Consider the following 16622-nt stretch of genomic DNA (forward strand, 5'->3'; position numbering starts at 1 on the left):
TACGGAGAAATAGTGTGAATAGCAAAAAAAATCAGGTGTTGAAAGAAGCCTTCTCCCAAGGGCGTTTGATGACAGCGATGGCCGCACATAACCCGCTGTCTGCTCGGCTGGCGCAGGATGCCGGTTTCGGAGCGATTTGGGGTAGTGGTTTTGAGTTGTCAGCCAGTTATGCCGTGCCCGATGCCAATATTCTTTCGATGGGAACTCACCTGGAGATGATGCGGGCGATTGCCTCAAGCGTGGATATTCCATTGATTGCCGACATTGATACCGGCTTTGGCAATGCGGTGAATGTCAGTTATATCATCCCGCTGTATGAAGCGGCGGGTGCCAGTGCCATTGTGATGGAGGATAAAACCTTCCCTAAAGACACCAGCTTGCGAGCGGACGGGCGTCAGGAGCTGGTACGGATTGAAGAGTTCCAGGGCAAGATTGAAGCGGCTTGTGCTGCGCGCCATGACCCTGATTTCTTGATTATTGCGCGAGTCGAGGCCCTGATCGCTGGCCTGGGGCAGGAGGAGGCCCTGACGCGGGGGCTGGCTTACGAGCAGGCGGGTGCAGATGCCATTCTGATTCACTCCAAACAAGCTACGCCAGATCAGATTCTGTCTTTTGTTCAGGCCTGGACCGGCAAGGTGCCGCTGGTGCTGGTGCCAACAGCCTACCCTCAACTGACCGAGGCGGACATTGCGCAACTGGGCAAAGTGGGCGTGGTGATTTACGGCAATCATGCGATTCGTGCGGCTGTAGGGGCCATGCAAGCGGTGTTTGCCCAAATTCGTCAGGATGGCGGCATTCAGAATGTGGATTCCGGCCTGCCTTCCGTCAAAACCATTATTGGCTTGCAAGGCGATGCCCATATGCGGCAGATCGAGGCTCGGTTTCTGCGCTAGAAGGGACAGTATTGGGCTTCGTATAATGGCTGATGGCCCGACGGCGGGCCATTAGCCGGATGAATACGATGCCCAAATCTGCACAAGGCCCTATCCCGGTCACATTGTTGACCGGTTTTCTGGGCAGCGGGAAAACGACTTTGATCAATCGCGCTTTGCGAGAAGCGCAGATGGCCGACACCCTGGTCATCATCAATGAGTTTGGGCAGACGGCGCTGGACCATCATCTGGTGGCGCATAGCCAGGAAAATGTGATCGAGGCTATGGGTAGTGGTTGCTTGTGCTGCACCATACGGCGCGATCTGGTACAGACCTTGCGCGACATTACCTGGCGTTTTTCGCGGGCAGGCCAGAGACAGTTCCGACGGGTTCTGATTGAAACGACCGGGCTGGCCAATCCTGCCCCTATCTTGCATACCTTGTTAAGCGATCCGCAACTGACCGGGAAGTACAGCCTGGCGGGTGTGGTGACGGTGGTGGATCTGGAGCATGGGCTGGAAACGCTGGCGCGCCATGCCGAAGCGCGACGGCAGGTGGCCGTGGCAGACCTGCTGCTGTTCAGCAAGCGCGACCGGGTGGATGCAGGGGCGGAAACGGCGCTGCGTGAATACGTGTGCGGTTTGAATCCTTTGGCGCAGCAGCAGATTTTGTCGGCCGCGCAGCCCGTTGCGCCCAGTTTGTTGGGCTTGGGCGAGCAAGCCGGACAAGGTCGGGCCTGGAGCTTGGAAGCGTTCGAGGCATTGGGGCAAGATACTGGCGATCACGATCACGATCACGATCATGTGCATAGCCATAGCCATAGCCATAGCCATAGCCATAGCCATAGCCATAGCCACGGCACGTGTACCCTGGCTGGCAGCGGCAACGGCAACGGCAACGGCAACAGTCAGCCCAGCAGTCTTGAGTCTGCTCACTTGCATGGAGCAAGCTCCAACGAGTCCGCGGTCGGCCTGCCTGATGTTTCCCGCCATGGAGATTCCATCTACTCGTTAAGCGCCCTGTTCCCCCAAGCTCTGCCCGCCGACAAACTGCAATCCTGGTTGTCGGATCTGTGCCAGTGGGCAGGCCCTCGCCTATTGCGCCTTAAAGCTGTTCTGCCCGTCCAGGGCATGGACCAGCCGCAGGTGATTCATGCCGTGCAACATCAGTCCTATCCTTGGCAGGCCGTGCCGCAGTGGCCCTGGCCGGATCAACAAGGGCGCATGGTAGTGATCACACAGGATCTGGATTTCCAGGAGCTTTGGGCGCGGTTGCAGGCTTTGGATACGGCGGTTCGAAAGACGGATTGATACTCGCAGAGTCCGAGCCTCTCTTGGCCGGATTTTCTCTAGTCGTTGACTTCGAGCCTTTTTTGATCGGATTTTCCTGAGTCGCCGGGAGCTTGCTGGAGCATTGTCTCCTGGTTATCCGAACCGGCTTTCCACCGCTGCGGCAGACAGCACCCCAAAGCCGAAAAAAAGGACGCCTAAGCGTCCTTTTCAAAAGCCTTTGGGCTAACAGAGTTTATTGGGGCTCTACGCCCACTTTCTTGAACAATGCGGCCCACTGGGGCACTTGTTGCTCCACCTTGGCTTGCAAGGCAGCCGGGTTGGCTTCTTTGTCCATGACCGTTGCGCCCAGGGTGGCCATGCGGCTTTGGAAGTCCTTGTCGGCCATGCCGGCTTGAAGCGCTTTTACCAGGGTATCCACGACAGGCTGGGGTGTATCTTTTGGTGCCCACATGCCGTGCCAGATGCCTACTTCAAAGTCCTTGAAACCAGACTCCTGCATGGTGGGCACGTCCGGGAAGGTCGGGACGCGCTCGCGGCTGGTGACAGCATAGACCTTCACCTTGCCGGATTTGATTTGCTGGGTGGTGTTGGTGGTTTGGTCACACATGATGTCCACCTGCTTGCCCATCAAATCCGCGATGGCCGGGGCGGTGCCTTTGTAGGGCACGGTCAGCAGTTCAATACCCAGTGCCTCGGTGAACATGGTGCCGCACAGGTGGCTGGCCGCGCCAATCCCGGCGTTGGCCAGGGAAACCTTGTCCTGGTTGTCCTTCAGGTACTGCACCAGCTCCTGAATGTTGTTGGGTGGGAAGTCCTCACGGGCAATGATGGTCATGGGAACGTCAACGACCAGACCGATGGGAGACATGCCGTTGATGGCGTCATAACCGGGCTTTTTGTACAGCGAAGGGGCGGTGGAAAAGCCGATGTGCATCAGCAGTATGTTGTAGCCATCCGGCTTGGCGCGGGCGACCTGGGAAGTGCCAATGGAGCCACCTGCCCCGCCTTTGTTTTCCACCACAATGGTTTCACCCAGAACTGGGCGCATGGCTTCGGCCAGAGCGCGTGCCACGTTGTCCGTGGGACCGCCCGCCGCAAAAGGTACCACCATATTGATGGGGTGGTCCGGATAACCGGCTGCCTGTGCGGTAACCGAGCAGGCCAAGGCCGCGCCCAGACTGACAAACAGCTTGTTTAATGCAACAGCCATAATGCCTCCTTGATAAGGATTACTTATTCTTTTGGGAGATACTTGGGTCCGGTCGCTCTGTGTTGCGAAGCGTTGCAGGAGTGGCTTTATTCTACTGAGGGTGGACGTGTTTCTTTTTCAGGTCTAACCCTAGTAAGGGGCGTGAATGGACTAGGGGAATATACGGGGGCTCGCATGGCGAGCAAGCCACAGCCAGAGGTTGTGGCTTGCCAAGGTGCCTGCTCAGGCAGAGGCTGGTTTATGCAGTACCGGCGTCAGATAGGCGATGATGGAAACAGTCAGTGCGGCGGTGGCGATCAGACTGCAGAAGATCATCAGGCCCTGGTCCAGACCCAAATGGTCGGCCAGCCAGCCCAGACCCAGAATAGGCAGGATGGCACCCAGATAGCCGGTGATCAGGTAGGTAGACGTCAGGCCGGCACGCTGATGCGGGGGCGAGACACGCTGCACGATGGACATGCCGCCGTACATGCACAGGCCGTGGCCAAAGGCGGTCAGCAGCACGCACAGGATGAATAACAACGAGGAACTGGCCCACAGATTGATCAGCAAGGCGATACAGGCCAGGGTAAAGGACAGCAGACCCACGATGACGCTGCGCTTGGCGGGCCAGCGGCGGATCAGCAGCTGGAAGCCCGAGGACAGAAACAGAATAATCCCGATGGAAAAGCCGCTGGTGGCCGGGCCGTGCCAAGGCACCATTTGCGCCATGAAGCTGGGGGCCAGAGAGGCGAACAGGCTGAACATGGCAAAGGCGCAACAGGCGGACAAACAGCCAATCAGATAAGGGCGGCGCAGATGGGTGGCGGGCAGTGTCAGGCGCGGCATCCAGGTGCGCCAGTTGGTCTTTTGCGGTACCGGCTGTTTGCTGGCAATGGGTTTGATCTGAAACAGGGCATAGATGGCCAGCACGCCCAGGGCCATGGAGGGGATATAGCTGGAGAACAGTGGATTTGGCACCCACTGTGCAATCAGGCCGCCTACGACCGGGCCCAGGCCAAAACCAAAGGCCAGCATCAGTGAGGTGGTAGCGGCAGCACGTTGCACGTCTCCGCCCCGGTTAAATTGCCCCAGACCGATGGAGGCTGAAGTCACAATCATGCTGGAGGCCATCCCGATCATGATGCGGCTGAACACAAAGCTGCCTACATCCCAGGCAAAGGCGGACAGGGTTACGCCGCTGGTCACCAGAGTCAGGCCGGTACGCAGCACGGGCATAAAGCCTTTCATGTCGCTCAAGCGGCCCAGAAACAGCAGGCCCGTCAAACCAGCGGCCATATAGGCCACGTACAGTTGGGTAATGTGACTGGCGTTCAGGTCCCAGCGGTCCTGATACAGCGGGTATAGCGGGCTGGCCAGGGCCGTGCCCATCACCCCGATACACATGGCGATACTGATCCACACGTAGGGGTCCCACTTGCTCTTCTTGCACGCCGGGCGCGCAGCCGCAGGCTTGTCAGCAGCCTTTTGCTGGGCTGGATGGTTCAGGTTCTGTTCGACCCGTGCTTTTTGCAGGGTCCGAGCGGGGGCGCTGGCGTGAAAGTCCTTGCAGCTTTGGGAGTCTCGCCAGCTTTCATGCAGCACCCATTGTCCTGGGGGCTGGTCTTTGCGCAATACATCGAAGCGTAAACAGGCGCTGTTGGCTCGGGCTTGTTCAGCCAGCGAGTCTACATAAGCGGCCTGTGCCTGAGGGTCCAGATCGGTGAAATGGTAGTTTGTAGTGCGAAAGTACGTATCGCCCATACGGCGCAATCCTTGACAGCGAAATCATTCGGGACCATCAAGGATACTCTTTCGTGTCTGCACTGACATGGCAATTCGCTGACACTAGGCTGGCTGGCGTAAATCCAGATGTATATCAGCTACACGCACAATTTCGGCTTCGTGGTCCGGGTCGCGCCAGGTGTCCTGACAGGCCATCTGGTGCCAGCGCTGCATGGCAGGCAATTCCAGTATGCGATTCATGTAGTCCTGACAGGTTTCGTCCAGTTTCAGACCATAGGTTTGCAGGCGAAATACCACGGGAGCGTAAAAGGCATCGACGGCGCTAAAGCGCTCTCCGGCCAGGAAAGGGCCGCCAAAACGGCTCAAGCCTTCTTGCCAGATGGTTTGCAGGCGTTCCAGCTCGCCTTGCAGACGCATGTCCTGCTGATGGTGGTGGGCGCGCAGGGCGACGGCAAAGGGGCAGAGATTTCGCAAGGAAGAAAAGTTGGCGTGCATTTCTGCACTGGCGCTGCGCGCCCAGGCGCGGGCAATGGGGTCTATGGGCCAGACGCCGGGATGCTGTTCGGCCAGGTATTCGGCAATAGCCAGACTGTCCCAAATGATCTGCCCATTGGTATGTAGCACAGGTACTTGGCCCGCCGGTGCCATTTCATGGAAAGCCAGGGTGCTGAAGGAGGGGCCAAAATTGAACCAGCGTGCGTCAAAGTCTATGCCCAAGTGGCTCATTAATAACCAGGGGCGCAAGGACCAGGACGAATAATGGGGATTGCCCAGAACAAGGGTATAGCTTTTTGAGGGTTGCATGGCGGCAAGCTTTCACGAAGGTGATGGTGTTTGCACTTTAGTAGGCTTTGTTCTGCTTGGGTAGTACCAGTGCCGGCTGAGCGTTTTGGTATGCTGTTTTTTTTTGCGGATTTGGGGAGCGGTGTGTATGGCGTATGACCTGGAGAAACGGCTGGTGATTGGGCTGGCTTCCAGCGCTTTGTTTGATCTGAGCCAGTCCCATCAGGTCTTTCTGGAGCAAGGTGAGGCGGCGTATCGTGATTACCAGCTGGCGCGCGAGCATGAGCCCCTGAAGCCGGGCGTGGCTTTTTCCTTCATTCGGCGCTTGCTGGCCCTGAATGATCTATCGCCCGACGATCCCTTGGTCGAGGTCGTGCTGCTGTCTCGTAATGACCCCAATACAGGTTTGCGGGTGATGAATTCCATTCGCCATCATGATCTGGACATTACGCGGGCGGTGTTTCTGCAAGGGGGCGACCCCAGCCCTTACATCCAGCCGCTGTCCATCAGCCTGTTCCTGTCGGCCAATCAGGAAGACGTGCATCGGGCGGTGCAGCAAGGCTATCCCGCAGGTCAGGTTCTCAATTCTTCTTACGAGGATGCTTATGACGACCAGCCCATTCGCGTGGCTTTCGACTTTGACGGAGTGATCGCGGACGACGAGTCCGAGCGCGTGTATCAGCAGGAAGGTGGTTTGCCGGCCTTTTTCGAGCATGAAGTGCGTTTGGTGCAAAAACCGCATAATCCCGGCCTGTTACAGGCGTTTTTGCTGAAATTGGCGCATATTCAGGAAGTGGAGCAATTGCGCCAGGAGCAGGATGCCAGCTATGTGCCGCGTCTGCGAATTGCGATTGTGACGGCACGCAATGCACCGGCTCACGAGCGTGTCATCAATACCATCCGCAGCTGGGGTATTGAAGTGAACGAGGCCTTCTTTCTGGGTGGCATTGAAAAACGTCGGGTGCTGGAGGTTTTGCAGCCCCATATTTTCTTTGATGACCAGACCACCCACCTGATTCCCACCGCGCAGACTTTGCCGTCCGTGCATATTCCGTTTGGGGTGGTGAACCATCCGCCAGTGAAAGTGGTGGTGCCGGAGAAAAAGAAAGGGCGGAAACAGGCCAAGACAAAGCCGCGAACTGATGCTTGATCAGGCGCGGCTTGGTTCCTGGGGGCACCCAGTCCTCAGACTTGGGCCAGGGCGCGGCTAACGGCGCGTGCAGCGGGCTGGATCAGGCTGGCTAGCGCTTCGGGGCTGATCGCCTCAAAGCGTTCCAGCGTACCCAACAAGGTCAGGCTGCCGAAGATACGCTTGGCATCATCAAAAATAGGCGCGGAAATACCGCCTATGCCCGGATTGATCTGCTCTTTGGTGATGCAATAGCCTGCACGGCGCAGTTCCTGCATATGGGCGGAAAATGCCGGCCACTCCCTGCCCAGGCGCTGTACATAATCAATTTCCTGGTTTTTCTCGTACAAGCGGCGCAGATGGCGGGTGGGCAGGTAAGCCGTGACGATACGGGCTGTGGAGCTGCGGAACATATCCATGGTGCGGCCCCGGCCAAACAGCAGCTCGAAACGCTCCGGCCCGGTTTCCTGATGGGTGGTCAATATGCGTTCGCCATATTGCTGGCCGATCAGGACATCCAGTCCGGTCTGCTCGACCAGCGAACGCAGCAAGGGGCGGCAACGGCTGACCAGCGGATCAAATTCGCGGATCAGCAGATCCATTTCTATAAACCGGGGCCCCGGCGCGTAACCTTCGGGACTGCGTATCAGCAGGCCGCTAGTGCATAACTCTTTCAGGTAGCGATAGGTTGTCGCGGGAGGGTAATTCAAGCGAGCGCAGATGGTTTCCACATCCAGAACCGGAGTGTCTGCACCGTACAAGTCCAGAATTTGCAGCATGCGTCTTAGACTATTCATGTGCCCTCGTAGAAGCGGAGTTGTTGGTTCTCTATTCTAACCATGCTGCGGCGTGTCAGTGGAGCGCAACATCGGGCATTGGCCGGGTCTACTGGTTTATACCTAAACCATCAGATTATTCGAAAATTATTCTCAGACTGCGGTAATAATCTGAGGCATAAGCGGGTCTGTTATGCATTTGCTTACACATGGCCTACTCCTTTTGTGGCGTCGGGTTCTACGCGGGCCCGGACCCGGTTTTTTTGAGGCGGACATGGATCAGGCTCAGCCCAGTCAGGTGTCTTTAGAGATCAAGAATGTGCTGTTCATCATGTGTGACCAGTTACGTACAGACCACCTGTCCTGTTATGCCCCTGGGGGCGCATTAAAGACCCCCAATCTGGATCGTCTGGCCGCCATGGGTGTGCGCTTTGATCGTGCCTATGTGAACTCTGCCGTCTGTGGCCCGTCGCGGGCCTCGTATTACACCGGCCGCTATCCCTTGTCGCACCGGGTCACCTGGAATCGCGTTCCCCACCCCATTGACGAGCTGTATCTGGGCGATTATCTGGCCCAGTCCGGGCGAGACTGCCATCTGCTGGGCAAGACCCATCACGTGCCGGACCCGGCCGGGGCCAATGCCCGACGCTTCCAGGTTCAGCCCGAGGCGGCCGAGCGCTTCTGGCAAGGCGGCTTTACCGCGATTGAACGCTACGACGGTCACTTTGAAATGGGCCCGGATAGTGAATACCGCCAGTATTTGCAGGCTCAGGGTTACGACAGCGAGCGTCCCTGGGAAGACTATGTGATTGGCAGCCAGGATGCCCAGGGTCAGTTTGCCTCCGGTTGGTACATGCGTAATGCCAGCCTGCCAGCACGGGTACAGGCGCAGGACTCTGAAACCGCCTACTTCACCCAGCGGGCCATGGATTTCATCACGGCCAAAGGCGAAGAGCCCTGGGCCTTGCATCTGTCTTTCATCAAACCGCACTGGCCTTATAAAGCGCCAGCGCCCTACCACGATCGCTTTGGCGCGGAAGACGCCTGTACGCCCCTGCGTGCAGGGCACGAGCGCCAGAATGCACACCCCGTGCATGCGGCCTATCAGCAGCATGAAGAGTCCCTGTCCTTTGCCCAGGACGAGGTCTGGCGCACGATCAAGCCTGTCTATATGGGCCTGGTTCAACAGATCGATGATGAAGTCGGCCGTTTGCTGGACATGCTGGAACAGCAAGACCGCCTGAAAGACACCCTGATTATTTTCAGTTCCGATCACGGCGATTTGCTGGGCGACCATTGGCTGGGCGAGAAAGAGTATTTCTTTGAAAACGCCATACGCGTTCCGCTGATCGTGGTTGATCCACGGACTTCAGCGAATGTCACACGTGGTCAAAGCAGTGATGCTTTTGTCGAGTGCGTGGATGTCACCCCTACGATTCTGGATGCCTTGCACCTGCCCGCCCAGGAGCACCGGGTGGAAGGCCGTTCGCTGATTCCCTTGTTGCACGGCCAGTCCGACTGGGCACGTGAGTACACCGTGGCCAGCCTGGATTACGCCTATCGGGAAGCCCGCCAGATTCTGGGCCGTGGCGTGGATGAATGTCGTGGCCTGATGCTGCGCGATAGCGACTATAAATACATACATTGGCAAGGCTATCGGCCACAATTATTCGACTTGAAGCAAGACCCTGACGAGCTGCACGACCTGGGCGCAGACCCGGCGTATGCAGCGGTTTGTCGGCGGATGAAAGAAGGCCTGCTGGACTGGCATGACACCCTGAAAGGGCGTGCCAGCGAGAGCTGGGCTGCGGTAGAGGATCGTACCAATGCGCATGAGCGCATGATGAATATCTTGATTGGACGATGGTAAATGCGCTGCGGGGGGCTACCAGTCGGTGGCGGGCCGCAATCAATAACGATAAGGAGTGGACAATGAAGCAGCTTAAAAATACGACGCTGGCCCTGTTGTTGGCAGGTGTGGGTGCTTTGGCCCCGATGATGGCTCAAGCCGCCTGGCCGACTACGGACCAGGTGCGTATTGTGGTCCCCTACCCACCCGGCACCGAGCCTGACATTCTGGCCCGCGATCTGGGTGTGCATCTGAACAAGGCCACCGGCAAGGTCTTTGTGATTGAAAACCGTCCGGGCGCCAACGCCATTATCGGTACTGACAATATCGCCAAAGCCAAGGGGGACGGCTCGGCCCTGCTGATGGTCGATAGCCTGGCGGTATCGACCAACCCGCTGCTTTACAGCAACCTGCCCTACAAATGGGAAAAGGACCTGAAGCCGGTCACCACAGTCGCTGGCGTGAACCTGTACCTGCTGGTGCGTAATGATTTCCCGGTCAAGGACTACAAGGAATTCATCGCCCAGGCCAAGAAAGCCAATGGTGATACCAATGTGGGCACCGGTGGCCGTGGGCACGTCACGCACCTGGGCATGGGCTTGCTAGCCCGAGAAGAAGGGGTGAACTTCACCTACATTCCCTACAAGGGCATGGCCCCGGCGACAAACGCCATTCTGGGCGGTGAGACAGATGCCATGCTGGTCGGTGGCATTCTGGCATCCCAGCACGTAGATGGCGGCAAGGTGCGAGTCTTGGCGGTAGGCGCTGACAAGCGTACTGAACTGCTGCCAAATGTGCCGACGGTGCAGGAAGCAGGTGGCCATGCCAACAGCATTCCGACGACGACTTTTGCGCTGTTTGCCCCCGGCACCACGCCGGATGACACCGTGAAAGAAATTCAGGAAAAGGTGGATGCTGCCCTGAAGACCCCCGAAATGCAGGCTGCCTTCAAGAGCCGTGGTCTGGCCCAGTTCTTCACCACCCCGGCCCAGACGCTGGAGCGCGTGCAGAATGACTCCAAGGTCTATTCCGAGCTGATTCCGACCCTGGGTATCCAGCCTGAGTAATGGGCTATCTGGCAGAGCCATACATCTGATCAGTAGCCTGGCTGCTGACGGTGATGGCTCTGTGAAGCCTCAAGGTTGGAAAGGATAAAAAAAACACCACACACGCCCCGTTCAGATGGGACCTGTGTGGTGTCTCTTGAATCTGGGAGTCGCTACAGACCAGGTTCAGAACGCCAAGCCCGCGCCATGCAGGGTTAGAACCGATAGTGTGGCCGGGCGGGCTGCGTTTTACTGATCGTTGTAGTCGTGCTGCTCGGAGATCAGACGCCGCAAGGTGGTTTTGAGGGCGCCGACATCCAGCGGTTGCAGGCGCTGCACCACTTCCTGCTCGTGCAGGCGAGCCTTGGCAATCAGGCCGGAGATCAGCGTTTGGCCTTCTTCGGTGATGCGTACCAAGGTGATGCGACGGTCCACATCGTGGGCCACGCGGCGCAGCAAACCTTGCTTTTCCAGGCGATCGAGCAAGCGTGTGACGGTGGGTTGCTTGGTGGTGGCAATACGAGCCAGATGGCCGATGCTCACTTCACCCGCGCCGGACAGGGTGGACAGCACACGCCATTCGGAAATGGACAAACCGTTGCTTAGCACCACTTCATGGAATTCGGCAGAGATCAGCTGGCTTGCCTGGGCCAACAAGGCGGGCAGGTAGTTTTCGACAAAGACGGTGTCGTGTTCGGTGGGGCTCATGGTGCTTATTGTCATTACAGGCTAATGGGTGCCGCAAGGCAGCAACAGGGCTCACTATAACCAAGCTGTCCGCTCGCGTGTCGCAAATAATTTAGCTACTTTACTAGGGAAAACCATGAGAATGGATATGTTGAGATATAAACATATTCCGATGAAAATAAATACCATGTTCACAATGAGCGGTAAGTAAGGAAAGAAAAATGGCTGAGCGATCGTTTGTCGAAGAAGTCAAAAAGCTGCGCCTGGGTGATGGAGACGTATTCAGTGGCGAAGGCATCCTGGCGGTGACCAAGGCCCTGCTGGAATCGGGCGTGTCCTACGTGGCCGGTTACCAGGGTGCGCCTATCTCGCACTTGATGGACGTGCTGGCAGATGCCCAGGACATCCTGCAAGAGAACGGAATCCGTTTTGAAAACAGTGCCAGCGAGGCAACGGCGGCGGCAACGCTGGCTGCGTCGGTTAACTACCCGCTGCGTGGCGCCATCACTTTTAAAGCAACCGTGGGTACCAACGTGGCCTCGGACGCGCTGGCCAACCTGGCCTCCGGCGGGGTCAAGGGCGGTGCGCTGATCATTGTGGGGGAAGACTACGGCGAAGGCTCGTCCATCATGCAGGAGCGCAGCCACGCTTTTGCCATGAAATCGCAAATGTGGATGCTGGACCCCCGTCCCAACCTGCCCTGTATTGTGCAAGCAGTTAAAGACGGCTTTGATCTGTCCGAAGCGTCCAACACCCCCGTGATGTTGCAGCTGCGTATTCGCGCCTGTCACGTGCATGGTCAGTTTGTGGCCTCGGATAACCGCCGCGCCAAGTTCACTATCAAAGAAGCCATGGAGCAGCCCACACGCGACATCAATCGCATTGTGTTGCCGCCTGCCAGCTTCCTGCATGAAAAAGAAAAGATCGAACAGCGCTGGCCTAATGCCGTCAAGTTCATCGAAGAGCGTCAGTTGAATGAATTCTTTGCTGATGGCGCCGATGACGTCGGTCTGATCGTTCAGGGCGGTGGCTACAACACCGTGATCCGTGCTCTGGAACACCTGGATATGGCCGACGTGTTCGGCGAATCCAAAGTGCCGATGTACGTGATGAACGTGGCCTACCCGCTGATCGAATCTGAAATCGTCCGCTTCTGTGAAGGCAAGCGTGCGGTGCTGGTGCTGGAAGAAGGTCAGCCCAACTTTGTTGAACAGAACATCTCCGACATCGTGCGCCGTCACAATGTGGATGTGACCTTGCACGGCAAGGATCTGTTGCCTCTGGCCGGTGAATATAACACCGCCACCATGTTGAAAGGCCTGCGTGCCTTCATGGAAAAATACGAGCGCATCGAGCCCCTGCCAGCCCGCAAACCACGCGTGATCCCGATGAAAGTCGAGACCGTGGAGCGTCCCAAAGCTGAGCAAGCCAGCCTGGTGGAAGTGGAAGCGGCTGAAGTCAAACCCTTGGGCAGCCTGGACGAGAACGTTCACGCCCGTCCGCCAGGGTTTTGTACCGGCTGTCCCGAGCGTCCTATCTTTACCGCTTTGAAGCTGGTGGAGCGCGAGCTGGGCGAGCACCACGTGTCGGCTGACATTGGCTGTCACCTGTTTTCCATTCTGCCGCCCTTCAACCTGGGTAACACCACCATGGGTTACGGCCTGGGTGGCGCCGGCTCGGCTGCCTTGAACGTGGATTCGGACAAGCGTGCGATCTCGGTCATGGGTGACGGTGGTTTCTGGCACAACGGTTTGACCAGTGGTATTGCCAACGCCGTGTTCAACCGCAGCGACAACCTGACCATTGTGATCGACAACAGCTACACCGCGGCTACCGGTGGTCAGGACATTCTGTCCTCCAAGGCCAAGAACGAAACGCGCAGTACCGGTCACCTGATCGAGAAAGCCGCGCGTGGCGTGGGTGTGGAATGGCTGCGCATGATTCGTCGCACCTACGACTTGAAGACCATGACGGCAACCCTGCGTGAAGCCCTGACGACCAAGGAAAAAGGTCCCAAGGTGCTGGTGGCGCAAAGCGAATGTATGTTGAACCGTCAGCGCCGCGAGAAAGGCCAGGTGCGTAAAGCCGTGGCGGCGGGCGAACGCGTAGTGCGCGAGCGTTTTGGTGTGGATCCGGATACGTGTACCGGCGATCACTCCTGCATCCGCTTGTCCGGTTGCCCGTCGTTGTCGATCCGCCCCAATCCGGACGCCCTGCGTCAGGACCCAGTGGCGAACGTGATGAACAGTTGTGTGGGTTGCGGTCTGTGTGGTGAGGTTTCCCACGCCGCGATTCTGTGCCCGTCTTTCTACCGTGCACAAGTAGTCAGCAACCCGACTGGCTGGGACAAGTTCCGCGAAAAAACCCGCCGTAGCTTTATCGGCTGGTTGCAGCGTCGTGACGCTGCCCGTCGTGAACGTCTGGCCTTCTAAGCACACCCGTAGAGATTTTTATCATGCAGATCAAACCAATCAAGATTGCTATTTTGGCCATGGGTGGCGAAGGCGGCGGCGTGTTGGCCGACTGGATCGTCAACCTGGGCGAACAAAACGGCTACTTTGCACAGACCACCTCGGTGCCGGGCGTGGCCCAGCGTACCGGCGCCACGATTTACTACGTGGAACTGTTCCCGCACTCGGCCGCCGTGGATGGCAAAAAGCCTGTGCTGGCCCTGATGCCCATGCCCGGTGACGTGGATGTGGTGCTGGCTTCCGAGCTGATGGAAGCCGGTCGCGCCGTACAACGTGGCCTGGTCACAGAGGACCGCACCACGCTGATCGCTTCGACTCACCGTGTCTATTCCATTGCCGAAAAATCGGCCATGGGTGATGGCCGTGTGGACGACAATGCCCTGATTGCGCACGCAACCCAGGCTGCCAAGCGTTTTGTGTATTTCAATATGGAAAAAGCGGCCGAGGATTCGGGCAGCGTAATTTCCGCCGTGCTGTTTGGCGCATTGGCCAGCACTGGTGTGCTGCCCTTTAGCCGCTCGCAGTTTGAACAGACCATCGAACGCGGTGGCGTGGGCGTCAAACCCAGTCTGAAGGCTTTTGGTGCAGCTTACGCCCGTGTCGCTGAAGGCGATGCTGGCAAGGCCGATTCGGAAAACAAGCCGGTTGATATGGCGACGCTGGCCCCCCGCGACCCTGCAGTGGCCAAGCTGATTGACCGCGTCCGTGCCGAAGTGCCCGAGCAGGCCCAGCCTATCGTGGTGGAAGGTGTGCGCCGTGTGCTGGATTTTCAGGACGTGGCCTACGCCAATCTGTACCTGGACCGCCTGAAAAAGATCAGCCAGTTTGCCCGCCCTGACGATGTGGCCCTCATTCGCGAAACCGGCCGCTACCTGGCGCTGTGGATGTCCTACGAGGACGCCATTCGCGTGGCCGAACTGAAAACCCGCTCCAGCCGTTTTGACCGTGTGCATAAAGAAGTGCGCGCTGCCGACGGCCAGATCGTGGCGATCAACGAATACATGCACCCCCGCGTGGAAGAAATCAGCGAGATCCTACCGTTTGCCAGCGTTGGCCGTTGGTTGATGCGTCCTACCTGGGGCAACAAGCTGGTGAAATCGCAGACCAAATCCGGTCGCGTGATTCAAACCAGCTCGGTGCGCGGCTTCATTCCTTTGTACCTGCTCTCGGGCTTCAAGCGCTGGCGTCGTCGTACGCTGCGCTACCAGGCTGAGCAGCAGCGTATTGAGGGCTGGTTGAAGCAGATCGAACAGGCTGCCGATGCTCATCCGGCCCTGGCTCTGGAAATTGCTCAGTGCCAGCGTTTGGTCAAAGGGTATGGTGATACCCATGCCCGTGGCTTGCGTAACTACCAGACCGTGATGTCGGCTCTGGAGCGCAACCCCAGCACCCTGTCACCTGCCATTTTGGGTGCCTTGCGCGATGCGGCTTTGGCCGACGAGCATGGCGTCAAGCTGGAGGCTGCACTGCGCCAGTACGCACTGGTGTAAGGGCGACACCGGGCCGCTTTCGGGCGGCCTTGGTGAAAACCCTTGAGGAAGCGTTTTTATCCCGCCAAATACTTTATTTCTAAAATATTCATAGTAGAATATAAATTCGGATTGGCACTGCGACCAAGGCCCTGAAAGCCAGACATCCCGTGTCTACTTGGCCACTTGTTCAAGCAAGAATATCCCGCCTGTTGGTCAAACTGAATTAGCCAAAGCTTGGGGGAAAAAAATATGAATCAAAGCGAAGCAGCACTCGAATTTTTGGTAGAACCGGCCGATGCCGGCTTTGAAGGCCGCGTCGGTCCCAAGGACCCCGCCAGCCTGAAATTGTGGTTGCGCATGCTGACCTGCACCAAGCAGATCGAAGACGAAATTCGTCGCCGCTTGCGCCAGAATTTTGATATTTCGCTGGCCCGTTTCGACTATATGGCCCAGCTGTATCGTTACCCGCAGGGCCTGAAGATGGGCGAATTGTCGCGCTATCTGATGGTAACCGGCGGCAATATTACCGGACTGACTGATGAGCTGGCCCGCGAGGGCATGGTGTCTCGCCAGAGCAGCCCCACCGACCGACGTGCTTGGGTGTTGCGTCTCACCCCCAAGGGCAAGAGCAGTTTCGAGGCGATGGCCCAGGCCCACAGCGACTGGATTGCGGAAATGTTTGAAGGTCTGGGCACGGAAGAGGTCGTGCACATCCATCAGCATCTGGGCCTGTTGCGGGTCCATCTGCAAAGCGCTGCTGGCTAGCATAAGGTGCATCCTGCCAGGCCTGTAAGCCAGGCAGGATGCGGATAGCGTCACGAACAGGCGCACAAAACACTTGCTAAAAAGGTGTCTACAACATGGTTTCCAAGCTGTACGAACAAGAACATCGCATCCGTTTTTCGGAATGCGATCCAGCGGGTATCGTTTTTTATCCGCAGTACTTTGTGATGTTTAACGACCTGATGGAAGCATGGATCGACTCCATGACCCCCGAGGGTTTTCACAACATGATCGCCAGCAAACGGGTGGGCATGCCCTCGGTGCATATCGAAGCCGAGTTCAAGTCCATCAGCCGTATGGGTGATGATGTGGTGATGAGCCTGGGTGTGGAACGCATTGGCAATAGCTCCTTGACGCTGCTGTTGCGCTGCATCGGTAAAGACGGTGTGTTGCGTATGCAAGTGCGCCAGACCGTGGTGACCACCTCGCTGGAGACGCACCTGGGTATTCCTATCCCTGATTTCCTGCGCAACCCCATGCAAGAGTATGTGATTGCCCAGCCAGAAAGCAGCAAGGCTTGATCTAGT

Annotated in this window: 14 protein-coding genes; 9 read left to right on the forward strand and 5 right to left on the reverse strand. The window is 57.6% G+C overall.

What is annotated here, in order from left to right; translation table 11 throughout:
- Nucleotides 1-14: 14 nt before the first annotated feature.
- Entirely contained in the window at nucleotides 15-893 is an 879-nt protein-coding gene (locus NBV64_RS00270; RefSeq protein ID WP_009461482.1) for a phosphonopyruvate hydrolase, read from the forward strand.
- A 68-nt stretch (nucleotides 894-961) separates the two neighbouring features.
- On the forward strand, nucleotides 962-2182 hold the full coding sequence (locus tag NBV64_RS00275; RefSeq protein ID WP_250756393.1) for a CobW family GTP-binding protein: 1221 nt from the start codon (nucleotides 962-964) through the stop codon (nucleotides 2180-2182).
- Between the two features lie 214 nt (nucleotides 2183-2396).
- Here the strand turns inward: NBV64_RS00275 and NBV64_RS00280 are convergent, their stop codons facing one another.
- The 3 genes from NBV64_RS00280 to NBV64_RS00290 form a co-directional block, all read right to left on the reverse strand.
- Nucleotides 2397-3374 carry a tripartite tricarboxylate transporter substrate binding protein BugD gene (locus tag NBV64_RS00280; protein ID WP_009463834.1) on the reverse strand — a complete coding sequence of 326 codons (978 nt, stop codon included), beginning with the start codon at nucleotides 3372-3374 and terminating at the stop codon, nucleotides 2397-2399.
- A gap of 222 nt (nucleotides 3375-3596) precedes the next feature.
- Complete coding sequence (locus NBV64_RS00285; protein ID WP_250756394.1) at nucleotides 3597-5117, reverse strand: MFS transporter; 1521 nt, start codon at nucleotides 5115-5117, stop codon at nucleotides 3597-3599.
- An 84-nt stretch (nucleotides 5118-5201) separates the two neighbouring features.
- The gene (locus tag NBV64_RS00290) at nucleotides 5202-5903 is read right to left on the reverse strand and encodes a glutathione S-transferase (protein WP_031232823.1); all 702 of its coding nucleotides are present in this window, start codon (nucleotides 5901-5903) and stop codon (nucleotides 5202-5204) included.
- Nucleotides 5904-6030: 127 nt separating this feature from the next.
- Between NBV64_RS00290 and NBV64_RS00295 the strand changes: the two genes are divergently transcribed.
- Nucleotides 6031-7032, forward strand: coding sequence for a 5'-nucleotidase (locus NBV64_RS00295; RefSeq protein ID WP_115634711.1), 1002 nt, complete (start codon nucleotides 6031-6033; stop codon nucleotides 7030-7032).
- 35 nt (nucleotides 7033-7067) lie between these two features.
- Here the strand turns inward: NBV64_RS00295 and NBV64_RS00300 are convergent, their stop codons facing one another.
- Entirely contained in the window at nucleotides 7068-7808 is a 741-nt protein-coding gene (locus NBV64_RS00300) for an IclR family transcriptional regulator (protein WP_031232822.1), read from the reverse strand.
- Between the two features lie 253 nt (nucleotides 7809-8061).
- Between NBV64_RS00300 and NBV64_RS00305 the strand changes: the two genes are divergently transcribed.
- Nucleotides 8062-9657, forward strand: coding sequence for a sulfatase-like hydrolase/transferase (locus NBV64_RS00305; RefSeq protein WP_250756396.1), 1596 nt, complete (start codon nucleotides 8062-8064; stop codon nucleotides 9655-9657).
- Nucleotides 9658-9719: 62 nt separating this feature from the next.
- The gene (locus NBV64_RS00310; RefSeq protein WP_250756397.1) at nucleotides 9720-10703 is read left to right on the forward strand and encodes a Bug family tripartite tricarboxylate transporter substrate binding protein; all 984 of its coding nucleotides are present in this window, start codon (nucleotides 9720-9722) and stop codon (nucleotides 10701-10703) included.
- Nucleotides 10704-10931: 228 nt separating this feature from the next.
- On the opposite strand, the gene NBV64_RS00315 is transcribed toward NBV64_RS00310, so the two are convergent.
- Nucleotides 10932-11390: a MarR family winged helix-turn-helix transcriptional regulator gene (locus tag NBV64_RS00315; RefSeq protein ID WP_009463827.1), complete on the reverse strand. Its 459-nt coding sequence runs from the start codon at nucleotides 11388-11390 to the stop codon at nucleotides 10932-10934.
- A gap of 200 nt (nucleotides 11391-11590) precedes the next feature.
- On the opposite strand from NBV64_RS00315, the gene NBV64_RS00320 reads away from it, so the two are divergent.
- The 4 genes from NBV64_RS00320 (at nucleotide 11591) to NBV64_RS00335 (ending at nucleotide 16616) form a co-directional block, all read left to right on the forward strand.
- On the forward strand, nucleotides 11591-13801 hold the full coding sequence (locus NBV64_RS00320) for a thiamine pyrophosphate-dependent enzyme (RefSeq protein ID WP_009463826.1): 2211 nt from the start codon (nucleotides 11591-11593) through the stop codon (nucleotides 13799-13801).
- A 23-nt stretch (nucleotides 13802-13824) separates the two neighbouring features.
- A complete protein-coding gene (locus tag NBV64_RS00325) occupies nucleotides 13825-15330 on the forward strand; it encodes an indolepyruvate oxidoreductase subunit beta family protein (protein ID WP_009463825.1) in 1506 nt (501 codons plus the stop codon).
- Nucleotides 15331-15561: 231 nt separating this feature from the next.
- The gene (locus tag NBV64_RS00330; RefSeq protein ID WP_009463824.1) at nucleotides 15562-16077 is read left to right on the forward strand and encodes a MarR family winged helix-turn-helix transcriptional regulator; all 516 of its coding nucleotides are present in this window, start codon (nucleotides 15562-15564) and stop codon (nucleotides 16075-16077) included.
- A 95-nt stretch (nucleotides 16078-16172) separates the two neighbouring features.
- On the forward strand, nucleotides 16173-16616 hold the full coding sequence (locus NBV64_RS00335; protein WP_009463823.1) for an acyl-CoA thioesterase: 444 nt from the start codon (nucleotides 16173-16175) through the stop codon (nucleotides 16614-16616).
- Nucleotides 16617-16622 lie beyond the last annotated feature (6 nt).

Origin of the sequence: Alcaligenes sp. DN25 (assembly GCF_023674485.1) — a bacterium.
Lineage (GTDB): Bacteria > Pseudomonadota > Gammaproteobacteria > Burkholderiales > Burkholderiaceae_B > Alcaligenes > Alcaligenes phenolicus.

Coding starts and splice junctions, on each gene's coding strand:
- NBV64_RS00275 (WP_250756393.1), top strand. CDS start 962: ATGCCCAAATCTGCACAAGGCCCTATCCCGGTCACATTGTTGACCGGT.
- NBV64_RS00280 (WP_009463834.1), bottom strand. CDS start 3,374: ATGGCTGTTGCATTAAACAAGCTGTTTGTCAGTCTGGGCGCGGCCTTG.
- NBV64_RS00285 (WP_250756394.1), bottom strand. CDS start 5,117: ATGGGCGATACGTACTTTCGCACTACAAACTACCATTTCACCGATCTG.
- NBV64_RS00290 (WP_031232823.1), bottom strand. CDS start 5,903: ATGCAACCCTCAAAAAGCTATACCCTTGTTCTGGGCAATCCCCATTAT.
- NBV64_RS00295 (WP_115634711.1), top strand. CDS start 6,031: ATGGCGTATGACCTGGAGAAACGGCTGGTGATTGGGCTGGCTTCCAGC.
- NBV64_RS00300 (WP_031232822.1), bottom strand. CDS start 7,808: ATGAATAGTCTAAGACGCATGCTGCAAATTCTGGACTTGTACGGTGCA.
- NBV64_RS00305 (WP_250756396.1), top strand. CDS start 8,062: ATGGATCAGGCTCAGCCCAGTCAGGTGTCTTTAGAGATCAAGAATGTG.
- NBV64_RS00310 (WP_250756397.1), top strand. CDS start 9,720: ATGAAGCAGCTTAAAAATACGACGCTGGCCCTGTTGTTGGCAGGTGTG.
- NBV64_RS00315 (WP_009463827.1), bottom strand. CDS start 11,390: ATGAGCCCCACCGAACACGACACCGTCTTTGTCGAAAACTACCTGCCC.
- NBV64_RS00320 (WP_009463826.1), top strand. CDS start 11,591: ATGGCTGAGCGATCGTTTGTCGAAGAAGTCAAAAAGCTGCGCCTGGGT.
- NBV64_RS00325 (WP_009463825.1), top strand. CDS start 13,825: ATGCAGATCAAACCAATCAAGATTGCTATTTTGGCCATGGGTGGCGAA.
- NBV64_RS00330 (WP_009463824.1), top strand. CDS start 15,562: ATGAATCAAAGCGAAGCAGCACTCGAATTTTTGGTAGAACCGGCCGAT.
- NBV64_RS00335 (WP_009463823.1), top strand. CDS start 16,173: ATGGTTTCCAAGCTGTACGAACAAGAACATCGCATCCGTTTTTCGGAA.